The following is a 10,660-nucleotide window of genomic DNA, read 5'->3' on the forward strand; positions in this document are numbered from 1 at the left end:
CGGCCGCCGCGCTGACGTCGGCCCGCTGCCCCGAGGCGAGGCATACGGCGTGCGGGCACGGCGGGGATAGCCAATTCCCCGGGCCGGTGATCCGGTATGGCCGGCAGGTCCAGCACGGCGTGGAGCCTGGTTCCGGAAATCATCGAGCCTGCGCAGACCGGGATAACCCGCCTCCATTGATGTCCAGGTGTCGAGCATTTCGCAGTCTTGCACGGGCCTGGCTCCGGGAGCTGCCCGATGCTGAGCGGCGGCGGGTTCCCGCATAACGATCGCCATTATTTCGTCAGCAGGAAGAAGGTGTCGTCTTTCGTTACCGAACTCGCCGGGTCGGCTCGTCGGTCGACGATTTCGGGGGTGGCTGCGGCCTCGCCATTTCCTTGCCGTGCGGCGGCCGGCTGCGGTGATCGCGTCAGACGTGCGGTCGGTGCCGCGAGGCAACGGTGGGACGTGGGGACTCACCGAGCGGTGTTCGATCCTCGCCGCCTGCGGTGCGCCGCCGGGAGGCAGCGGTCAGCGTCGCCGGCAGCGAATATGTGGACGAGAAGAATTCGCTGCGACAATCGTGAAATCGCGCGGAGCGGCACCGAAGTGAACCATGACACATCCGTCGGCGCTGTTTTGTCGGCGGGCGCCGACGCTGAACAGCGAAAGGGCCCGTCGCGCCGGTAGCCGCGCCCTCGGCGCCCTCATGGACCTCCTTGACGCCGTATCCGTGATGCGATCTCATCGGGGCCGGCGCCGACGAATCATCAAACGGTCGGCGCGTCCGGCGTTCCCGTCATCGTGGTCGTGCCATTCACCCTTGGCGCGCGACCACGGTGGACGCCGTCCATTTCGCCCGCCCGATCGGTGGGCCCCTTCGAAAGGGAGTGCACAGTGACGTCACTCGGTGTCAAGATGCTCGGTGCGGTCGCCGTCGCCGGTATCGCTGTCGCGGTCGGCGCCTCACCCGCGACGGCCTCCGTCGACAGCGACTTCGCACTGGAGAGCGCCGGGGTCAGCGCCTATGGCAGCTACGACATGATGATGAGCATCCCGGAGCGGCCGGTACCGCCGGTGGCGGTCAACGGGACGCTCGCGGTCAACGCTCCCGGGCGGTGCGGCGTGGTCCAGATCGCCACCAACGGGCCGGCTGACGAGCTCGTCTGGCGGACCTTCGCCGCGCTGTGCACTCCTGGTAAGACGACCGCCCAGACCCGTTCCGAGTTGCTGTGGGGCGGGTTCAAGCCACGGCTCCGGCTGTGCGTCGGCACCACGGTGGCCCGGGCGGAGCGTGGCCGGGTCTGCGACACGTACACCCCGTCCGTCGACTGACCCGGACCGCGCAGCACGGCCCGGGCCCCGCGACCAGCGCGGCCCGGGCACGTGCGCTGCCCGGCGATGTCCTTGGTTCACCCCGCCTTCGGCGTGGCCCGGGCCAGGGCGACGATCCGCCCACGCTCCGACTCCGCGAAGCGGTCGAGCATGGTCCGCACCTCGTCGGCGCTCACGTTGGCGCCGAACAACTCGCTGCCCGGTTCCAGTCGCACGCCCTCGGCGAGGGGGCCGGCGACGACCGGATCGAAGCCGAGCCGGTCGACCAGGGATGCGACGACGTCGAGATCACCGGGGTCGTCGCCGGCGATGGCGATGGCCTTACGGTCGGGTGTGCCGCTCGGCCGCGCCCCGTCCTCGAGATCGTGGTAGCCCATGTGGTTGAACGCCTTGACGACGCGGGAGTCGGCCAGGAACGCCTGGACGGTCTCGCTGGACGAGGTGCGCGGGTCGGTGAGGTCGTCGCGGATGCCGTCGATCTCCCACCAGTAGTTCATCGCGTCGACGACGAGCTTGCCGCGCAGCGCCTCGACGGGGATGCTCCGGTACTTGCCCAGCGGGAGGGCGAGGACGACGATGTCGGCGCCGGTCACGGCGTCGACCGCGGTGGTGGCGACCGCTCCGGGCGTGAGCACCTCGATGGTGAGGGCGATCTTCTCCGGGTCGCCGGAGCCGGCGATCAGCACCCGGTAGCCGGCGGCGACGGCGAGTCGAGCGAGCACGGTGCCCACCTTGCCGGCACCGAGGATGCCGAGGGTCCGGGGCTCGCTCGGGGCGCTGTCGTTCATGTCTTCCTTCCGTTTCCGATCAAGGCGTCCGTGGCCCTGATCAACTGGCCAGGATGTCACGGACCATGGGAATCACCTTGCTGCCGTACAGCTCCACCGCGCGCATCCGGGCGCTCGCCGGCTGCGCTCCGGCGCTGTAGATGAGGTCGAACCGGCCGACGCCGAGACTGCGGATCGCGCGGGCCACTCGGCGGGCCACCGTCTCCGGGGAGCCGATGTAGAGGGAACCGTGCTCGACCTCGGCGTCGAACTCCGCGCGGCGGATCGGTGGCCAGCCGCGCAGCGCGCCGATCCGGTCCCGCATGATCCGGTAGTGCGGCCAGTAGATCTCCTTCGCCTCCTCGTCGGTGTCGGCGATGAAGCCCGGCGAGTGCATTCCAACCGGGTGCGCCGTCGTGCCCAACTGCTCGGCGGCCCGGCGGTAGAGATCGATGTAGGGCGCGAAGCGCTCGGGAGCGCCGCCGATGATGGCGAGCATGAGCGGCAGGCCGTAGCGGGCGGTACGCACGACCGACTGCGGCGAGCCGCCGACGCCCACCCAGGTGGTGAGGCGTCCCGATTCGGTCTTCGGGAAGACGTCGGCGCGCTCCAGCGGGGCACGCTTGGTGCCGCTCCAGGTGACCGGCTTCTCGTCCAGCAGCTTCACGAACAGCTCGATCTTCTCCTCGAAGAGCACGTCGTAGTCGCGCAGGTCGTAGCCGAACAGCGGGAAGGACTCGGTGAACGACCCGCGCCCGAGGATGACCTCGGCCCGGCCGTGCGACAGCGCGTCCACCGTGGCGAAGCGCTGGAACACCCGCACCGGGTCGTCCGAACTCAGCACGGTCACCCCGGAGGCGAGCCGGATCCGCGAGGTACGCGTGGCGATCCCGGCCAGCACGGTCTCCGGCGTGGACACCGAGTACTCCGGCCGGTGGTGCTCGCCGAGGGCGATGACGTCGACCCCCAGTTGGTCCGCCAGCACCGCCTCGTCGACGACCTGACGGATCGCCGCGGCGTAGGAGACGAGCTTGCCGGAGTCGTCCTCCGGCACGTCGCCGAAGGTGTCGAGGCCGAACTCGAGATCAGACATGGGTGGGCTCCTTCGCCAGCAGCTCCCGGACCCGCGGCGCGACCTCACTGCCCAGCAGTTCGATGGTGCGCGCGCGTGCCTCGCGGGGCAGGTGCATGATGTCGTACTTGAGGTCGAAGCGGCTCAGCCGCAGGTCACGGGCCATGGTGGCGATCTTCTGCGCGACCGTCTCGGGTGACCCGACGAAGAGCGCGCCGGTGTCGAGCTCGGCCTCGTAGCGTTTGCGGTCCGGCTTGTAGAAACCGCGTTCCGCGGCGAACTGCGCCACCACCGGCTGCCAGTACCGCCACCAGGTCTCCACGGCCTCCTCGTCGGTGTCCGCGACGAGGCCGAGCGAGTGCTGCCCGATCGGCTGCACGGGATGCCCGAACTGTTCGAGCGCCCGGAGGTAGAGGTCGACGTTGCCGGCGAACCGCTGCGGGCGCCCGCCGATGATGGCGTGCATGAGCGGAAGGCCGTAGCGAGCGGCGCGGATCACCGAGTTCGGGCTCCCGCCGACACCGATCCATGTCGGGATGCCACCCGCCCGCATCCGCGGATGCAGGCGCTGCTCGACCAGGGGAGTGCGTACGGTGCCCGACCAGGTGACCGCTTCGTCCCGCTGGAGCCGGACGAAGAGGTCGAGCTTCTCCTCGAACAAGCGCTCGTAGTCGGCCAGGTCGTAGCCGAACAGCGGAAACGAGTCGGTCGCCGACGCCCGCCCGAGAACCAGCTGGGCCCGGCCGTTCGACACCGCGTCCAGGGTCGCGAACTCGTGGTAGAGCCGGACCGGGTCGTTGGTGCTGAGCACGGTCACCGAGGTCCCGAGGCGGATCCGATCGGTCGCCGTCGCGATCGCCGCGAGCAGCACCGGCGTCGCCGAGTCGTTGAAGCCCTCCCGGTAGTGCTCGCCCACGCTGAACACGTCGAGGCCGACCGACTCCGCGAGCCGTGCCTCGTCGACGAGCAGCCGCACCGTCTCGGCGTCGCTCAGGACCCGGCCGCCGTCGGTGGCGACCTCTCCGAACGAGTTGAGTCCGAGTTCAAAGCCTTGAGCTGTCATCGTCTCCTCCTCACGCTCGCTCCCTGGCGGCGATCTCGCCGCAGGAAGCCCTCGACGATTGACACGTCAACCATGCTAACCTCAGGATTGACATGTCAACCAGGAGCGGGAGATGACGAAAGCCACACCTGACCGGCGGAAGGGACGACAGCTCCCGAGCGGGGCGGAGCTGCGGGCCTGGCGCGACTACATCGAGACGGCGGAAGCGCTCAGGTCCCAGCTCGCGTCCCGCCTCCAGACCGAGTCTTCCCTCTCCCCGGGCGACTACGCCGTGCTGCTCGCTCTCACCGAGGCGCAGGAACGGCAGATGCGCTCCTCCGAACTCGCGGCCCACATCGGCTGGGAGCGCAGCCGGCTCTCCCACCACCTGGGGCGGATGGAGCGGCGCGGGCTCATCCGTCGCCAGGAGTGCGCAACCGATCGCGGTGGGGCGGAGGTCCTGCTCACGCCGGCCGGAGCCGACGCGTTCCGGCGCTCCACCGTGCCGCACCTGCGCGCCATTCGCGAACTCTTCGTCGACGCTCTCACGCCGGATCAGCTCGTCGCGGCGGGCGAGATCGCCGCAGCGCTGCGGGCGCACCTCGACACGCACCAGACCCCGCAGACGCCGCCAAACGTCCGGTGAGCCCGGACTCTCGTCGCACTGGCGGGGCTGGGACCAGGGCATCCTGCGGCTGAGTCCCGCGACTCGATCAGCTAGCGGTGGTTGTTCCCCGATTCGGTGCTTGTGGCGCATCCGGGCTATCTGTCCGCCTGTGTTCCTTATGCTCCAGGTGACATTCCTACCCAATTCAGGACTCCGGCCGGTCCTGCGCCGCGTGCTGCCCGCGCACGGGACCGCTGGCCTGGCGTCGCCACGGGGCGGCGCCCCGCCACGGCTCCGACCGCCGGTTCCGACAGAAATGCGTGAGACACGATGAAGGACGCGGACACCATTGTCCTGCCCCGGCTGACGGCGACGGAGGTCGACGTCGAGGACCCCTGGGGCGAAGGCCACGACGTCGCCCCCCAGCCGGCGACCGACCCCGTCCGGTGGCGGGTCGCCGCCTGGCTGGTACCGGCACTGCTGACGGTCGCGCTCTGCCTCGTCCGGGCCGGCACGTCCGCCCCGCCCACCGACGGCACCCCAGCCCGGGGCTTCGCCGGGTCGGCACTGATGCGCTGGTGTGGGGAGGTCCTCGGCACGCCGGGCCCAGCGGTGCGGGTGGTGTCGATCGTGGCCGTCACCGCCGCGGCGGCCCTCGTCGGGCTGTTGGCGGCCCGACTGTTCACGCCGCGGGTCGGCCTGCTGGCCGGAGTGATCTTCGCGCTGCTGCCGACGTCGACGCGGTACGCGCAGGAGGTCCAGCCGTACGCGTTGACGGTGCTCGCCGCCGTGCTCGCCACGTTCCTGCTCGTGCTGGCCGTCGACCGGCCGAACGTCGGACGCTTCGCCGGCTACGGCGCCTCGGTGCTGCTGCTGGGCCTGTCCCACGGTCTCGCGCTGCTGTTGCTGGCCGGGCACGGCTGGACCGTGCTCGCCTTCCGGCGCGGGATTGCCGGCCGTTGGTCGGCGGTGGCGCTCCTGGGTGCGCTACCCGCGGCCGCCGCGCTGGGACTGTTCGGCGGGCAACCCGACGCGCCGATCGCGCGGGGATCGAAGCTCACCCCGGACGTGTTGGCCGCGACCCCCCGGGAACTGTTCGGCGTCACCGCCCTGGGGGTCGTGCTGCTCGGGTTGGCGCTGTTCAGCCTTCCGTTGCGGCGCTCGTCCGCCGTCTACACCGCGTGGGCGGTGGTGCCGCCGCTGGGGTTGCTGCTCGTCGCGCAGGCGACGCCGATCTGGGCGTCGGAGGTGCTGCTCTTCACGCTCCCGGCGTGGGCGACGCTCGGCGCGGTCGCCCTTGCCCGGGTGCGGGCCCGGTGGTGTGCGGTCGCCCTGGTGGCGATCGCGGCGCTCGGTGCGCCGGCACAGCTGGCCCGGCCGGCGCCGGAGGGACACCAGCGGGCCACCGGCGACCTCGCGAGGATCATTGAGCTGTGGACCAGGTCCGCAGGCGGCGAGACGCCGCACGGGGCTCGCCCGGCCTCCGCCGGTGAATGAGAACGGCCGGCGGAACCAGGCTCAGGGTCATTTGAGCAACCCGCACCCTTTGGGCAGATTGCCCGAATAGCATCAGCTCCGGTCGAGTTCGTGTCGGGCAGAGTCCTTTGGGGGCAACGTGGGGATCGCCAGCGACACCCGGCTGTCTCACGTCGCCGGGGAGGTCACCGCGGGTGCTTCGGCCGTCTCCTCGCCCCGGGCCTCGGCGGAGCAGCCGCCCGACCGGCGACAGCGCAACGTCAGAGCGCGTCGTGCCTATGCGGCGTGCGGCACGACGGCCGGACCGTTGGTCGCGCCGCGGCACCCGGAGGCGGCGGTCGAGTTCCGCCACGCCGTCTCGCCGGCGTCGCGGCTGATCCTCACCCTGTTCGTCCTCGTCAACAGTGCGGCCGGTGTGCTGTTCATCGGCTGGCTGTTGCTCCCGGCGCACGTGCCGGGCCCGGGCGTGACCGGGATCGCGAGCTGGCAGACGATGGCGGCCCGGATCGGCTTCTGCGTGGTCGTCGGCGTGGAGCTGATCCGTCTCGCGCAGAACGTGGTGATCTGGGTTTTCGCGTACCACGCCAAGGATCCGATCCCGGTCGATCCGCCGGTCGGCCTGCGGGTGGCGCTGCTCACCACGATCGTGCCCAGCAAGGAGCCGATCGATGTCGCCGAGCGGACCCTGCGGAGGATGACGCAGATCGTGTACTGCGGCCAGGTCGACGTCTGGATCCTCGACGAGGGGGACGACCCGGCGGTGAAGGAGATGGCCGCGCGGCTCGGGGTGCGGCACTTCAGCCGTAAGGGCCGCCCGGAGTACAACCAGCCGAGCGGCGAGTTCCGGGCCCGCACGAAGTCGGGCAATCACAACGCCTGGCGGGCGGAGCACGAGCACTGCTACGACGTGGTCGCCAACGTCGACCCGGACCACGTGCCGTTGCCGGGCTTCCTCGAACGGACCCTCGGGTACTTCCGCGACCCGGACGTCGCCTTCGTGGTGACGCCCCAGGTCTACGGCAACATGCACCAGAACTGGGTCGCGCACGGCGCGTCGGTGCAGCAGTACCTCTACAACGGACTCATCGCGCGGGGCGGGAACGGGCTGGACGCGCCGCTGCTCACCGGCACCGGGCACCTCTACCGACCGGCGGCCTGGCGGAGCATCGGGGGCTACCAGGACTCGATCATCGAGGACCATCTCACCAGCATCCGGATCCACGCCGCCGTCAACCCGCAGACCGGCAACCCGTGGAAGGGCGTCTACACCCCCGACGTGGTGGCCATCGGGGAAGGCCCGACATCGTGGGCGGACTACTTCAACCAGCAGAAGCGGTGGGCGGCCGGCATCTGCGAGATCCTGGTCCGCCCCGAGCTGCGCGCACCGCGCGAACTCCGTGGACGCGCCGCTGGCAGTACCGCCTGCTGCAGTTCTACTACCCGAGCGTCGCCGTCAGCCTGTTGCTGGGCAACCTCGCCACGGCCATGTACCTGCTCACCGGTGTGGGCGCGGCCCAACTCGACGTCACCGTGTGGTCGGTGCTGTGGGGCTCGAGCATGGGCACCTGGTTCCTGCTGTGGCTCTGGCTCCGCCGCTTCAACATCGCTCCCCACGAACGGGAGGAGATCGGCCTCGTCGGCATGGCGCTGGCGCTGTTCGCCGGTCCCGTCTACGTGGCCGCCGCCGCCAGTGCGCTGCTGCGGCGGAAGCTCGGATTCGTGGTGACGGCCAAGGGGAAGCTGCGCACCACCGAGTCGCTGGGCACCTTCCGGCTGCACTTCTGGTGGGCGGCCTTCGCCGCTGGCCTGCTCGGCGCGAGTTTCGTACTGGACACCAGCTTCACCATGCTCCACGTTTGGCCGATCCTGACCCTCCTGACAGGTCTCGGTCCGCCGCTGATCGCGCTCCTGTCGACCATCACGGCTCGCGGAGAGCAGCACGACGACACGGCCGCGCAAGCCGCGCGCGCCGGCAATGAGGAGCGCCAACCGCCGAAGTCGCGGGTGGCGGCGAACGGGGGTTTGCCATGGCCAAGCTGGCCGTCCCGCGGGTCATGATGGTGTTGATCGCCGCGCTGCTCCTGGCCTACGCCTTCGCCATGGCGCCGAAGACCACGGCCGAGGGCCGAAAGGAGGCGCCGTCCGACCGGGTTGCCGCGGCCGGACCAAGCGCGGTGGCGACGGCCGAACCAGGCTCGTGGCTCGGACCGGACCGGAAGATCTTCCTCCGGCCGGAAAGACGTTCATCGGTGTCATGACACAGGAGGGCCCGCACGACTTCACCTCGGTGAATATGTTCACGGCGGCCGCGAAGCGCCAGCCGCAGGTCATGCTCTTCGGCTCCGGGTGGGCGTCCGACACATTCGACCGGACGCCCTTCGACCGGATCAAGGACCGCGGCATGCTGCCAATGCTGGGCTGGGAACCGTGGGACTACCGATTGGGCGAAGCGGCCATCAAGAAAGGGCTCCCGACCCGCGAGGTCGACAGGTTACGGAACGAGCAAACCCAGTACCGGTTGTCCCACATAGCGCGCGGGGACTTCGACAGCTACCTGCGATCCTGGGCCGAAGGGATCAAGTCACTCGGCTACCCGGTAGCCATCCGGTTCGCCCATGAGATGAACGGCTACTGGTACCCGTGGTGCGAGCTGGTCAACGGCAACCGACCGGGCGACTACGTCAAGGCGTGGCGCCACGTACATGATCTGTTCCGGGCCGCCGGGGCCACCAACGTCACGTGGGTGTGGAGCCCGAACAACATCTGGGACGATTCGCTCCCGAAACTCTCCACGTTCTACCCGGGCGATGCCTACGTCGACTGGGTGGGCATCTCCGGCTACTACACCACCGTGTTCACCTCGGACTACCGGCCCTTCGACGTGATCTTCGACAGGATCATCAAGGAGATCCACGCCTTCAGCAGCAAACCGCTGGTCATCACCGAGACCGGCGCCTCCGACGCCTACGCGCGCAAGGCCGAGTGGATCACACAGACATTCCGGTTGCTGCCCCGCTACAAGGACATCATCGGCGTCATCTGGTTCGAAGTGAACAAGAAGCGGGAGGTGGACTGGCGCATCGTCAGCTCACCGGCCGTGGCACAAGCCTTCGCCAAGGGGGTCGCCGACCCTCGCTACCAGGTCACCTGGTCGCCAGACATGCTCCTGCGCACGAAACTCGAGGACTAGATGTTCGGTACCCTGCCTCGTCCCCGCTCGATGTCGACGCCCGCACCGGCAGGACGGGTGACCCGGTGTCGGGCCTTTCACTCACGTCACGCCCGGCCAGATCAGATTGACGAATCCGTACCGGGTCAGGAACTTCACCGCGGCGTCGGCGGAGCGCCCGGCGGCGAGGCTGCCAACCAGCACCTGCCGGCGGTTGACGGGATGGCCGAGCCGGTCGCCCGCGCCGACAGCGAGGAACGCCACCCGTCGAGGTTGCGGATGGCGGCTGGGGGGGTTCTGCAGCGATGAGGTTGACCGTTCCGCGGGTCCTGATGGTGCTGATCGGCGCGCTGCTGCTGACCTACGCGTTCGCCATCGCACCGACCGCCATGTCCGGGGGGGAGGACGGCCCGTCCGGCCGGATTGAAAAGGCCGAGCAAGGTGCGGCGGCACCGAGCGCGCCGCCCCGACCGGCTGCGGAACTCTTCCCGCCGGCCGGCAAGGCGTTCATCGGTGTCATGACACATGAGGGCCCGCACGACTTCACCGCGGTGAACGTGTTCACGGCGGCCGCGAAGCGCGAGCCGCAGGTGATGCTCTTCGGCTCGGGGTGGGCGTCCGACACATTCGACCGGACGCTCTTCGACCAGATCAGCAGCCGCGGCATGCTGCCGATGCTGGCGTGGGAACCGTGGGACTACGGGCTGGACAAGGCGTCCCGCAAGAAGGGCTTCAGCGCCCGCAAGATCGACAGGATCCGCTCCGATCAACCCCACTACCGGTTGTCCCGCATCGCGCGGGGGAGCTTCGACCCGTACCTGCTGTCCTGGGCCCAGGGCATCAAGTCACTCGACTATCCAGTGGCCATCCGGTTCGGCCACGAGATGAACGGCGACTGGTACCCATGGTGCGAGACGGTCAACGGCAACCGGCCCGGCGACTTCGTGAAGGCCTGGCGGCACGTCCACAACGTGTTCGAGGCGGCCGGGGTCAAGAACGTCATCTGGACGTGGAGCCCGAACGTCAGATGGGACGACTCGACCCCGAAACTCTCCACGCTCTACCCGGGCGACGACTACGTCGACTGGATCGGACTCTCGGGGTACTACGGCGCCGGGGGGTTCTCGACGTACCGGTCCTTCGACGCGATCTTCAACCCCACGATCAAGGAGATCCGCACCTTCACCCACAAGCCGCTGGTCATCACCGAGAC

General features: G+C 69.6%; 12 protein-coding genes. 8 read left to right on the forward strand and 4 right to left on the reverse strand.

Going from position 1 to position 10,660, the window contains the following annotated elements; genetic code table 11:
- Positions 1–876 precede the first annotated feature (876 nt).
- Positions 877–1,314 (forward strand): hypothetical protein, encoded by a 438-nt coding sequence (locus JNW89_RS16855; protein WP_238449645.1) that lies wholly within the window; start codon positions 877–879, stop codon positions 1,312–1,314.
- A 77-nt stretch (positions 1,315–1,391) separates the two neighbouring features.
- On the opposite strand, the gene JNW89_RS16860 is transcribed toward JNW89_RS16855, so the two are convergent.
- Genes JNW89_RS16860 through JNW89_RS16870 form a run of 3 tightly spaced genes read right to left on the reverse strand, consistent with a single transcriptional unit; the run spans position 1,392 to position 4,216 of the window.
- Complete coding sequence (locus tag JNW89_RS16860; RefSeq protein ID WP_238449646.1) at positions 1,392–2,102, reverse strand: NADPH-dependent F420 reductase; 711 nt, start codon at positions 2,100–2,102, stop codon at positions 1,392–1,394.
- A gap of 40 nt (positions 2,103–2,142) precedes the next feature.
- Positions 2,143–3,174 (reverse strand): LLM class flavin-dependent oxidoreductase, encoded by a 1,032-nt coding sequence (locus JNW89_RS16865; RefSeq protein ID WP_238449647.1) that lies wholly within the window; start codon positions 3,172–3,174, stop codon positions 2,143–2,145.
- A complete protein-coding gene (locus JNW89_RS16870; protein WP_238449648.1) occupies positions 3,167–4,216 on the reverse strand; it encodes an LLM class flavin-dependent oxidoreductase in 1,050 nt (349 codons plus the stop codon). The genes JNW89_RS16865 and JNW89_RS16870 overlap by 8 nt, the downstream gene beginning before the upstream one ends.
- 112 nt (positions 4,217–4,328) lie before the next feature.
- Here JNW89_RS16870 and JNW89_RS16875 point away from each other — a divergent pair, with 112 nt between their 5' ends.
- The 6 genes from JNW89_RS16875 to JNW89_RS16900 all read left to right on the forward strand — a co-directional run bounded on the left by JNW89_RS16875 (position 4,329) and on the right by JNW89_RS16900 (position 9,468).
- Positions 4,329–4,841 (forward strand): MarR family winged helix-turn-helix transcriptional regulator, encoded by a 513-nt coding sequence (locus JNW89_RS16875; protein WP_238449649.1) that lies wholly within the window; start codon positions 4,329–4,331, stop codon positions 4,839–4,841.
- A gap of 291 nt (positions 4,842–5,132) precedes the next feature.
- Entirely contained in the window at positions 5,133–6,299 is a 1,167-nt protein-coding gene (locus JNW89_RS16880) for a glycosyltransferase family 39 protein (protein WP_238449650.1), read from the forward strand.
- 286 nt (positions 6,300–6,585) lie between these two features.
- A complete protein-coding gene (locus JNW89_RS16885; protein WP_238449651.1) occupies positions 6,586–8,004 on the forward strand; it encodes a glycosyltransferase family 2 protein in 1,419 nt (472 codons plus the stop codon).
- A complete protein-coding gene (locus tag JNW89_RS16890; RefSeq protein ID WP_238449652.1) occupies positions 7,920–8,336 on the forward strand; it encodes a hypothetical protein in 417 nt (138 codons plus the stop codon). Before JNW89_RS16885 ends, JNW89_RS16890 begins: the two co-directional genes overlap by 85 nt.
- The gene (locus JNW89_RS16895; protein WP_238449653.1) at positions 8,306–8,536 is read left to right on the forward strand and encodes a hypothetical protein; all 231 of its coding nucleotides are present in this window, start codon (positions 8,306–8,308) and stop codon (positions 8,534–8,536) included. Before JNW89_RS16890 ends, JNW89_RS16895 begins: the two co-directional genes overlap by 31 nt.
- Positions 8,533–9,468 (forward strand): glycoside hydrolase family 26 protein, encoded by a 936-nt coding sequence (locus tag JNW89_RS16900; protein WP_238449654.1) that lies wholly within the window; start codon positions 8,533–8,535, stop codon positions 9,466–9,468. Before JNW89_RS16895 ends, JNW89_RS16900 begins: the two co-directional genes overlap by 4 nt.
- Positions 9,469–9,549: 81 nt before the next feature.
- Here JNW89_RS16900 and JNW89_RS16905 read toward each other — a convergent pair whose 3' ends face one another.
- Entirely contained in the window at positions 9,550–9,711 is a 162-nt protein-coding gene (locus tag JNW89_RS16905) for a hypothetical protein (protein WP_238449655.1), read from the reverse strand.
- A 41-nt stretch (positions 9,712–9,752) separates the two neighbouring features.
- Here JNW89_RS16905 and JNW89_RS16910 point away from each other — a divergent pair.
- Positions 9,753–10,660: glycoside hydrolase family 26 protein (locus JNW89_RS16910; RefSeq protein ID WP_238449656.1), on the forward strand; the 908-nt coding region annotated here is incomplete at its 3' end.

This window comes from Micromonospora sp. 4G55 (genome assembly GCF_016803375.1).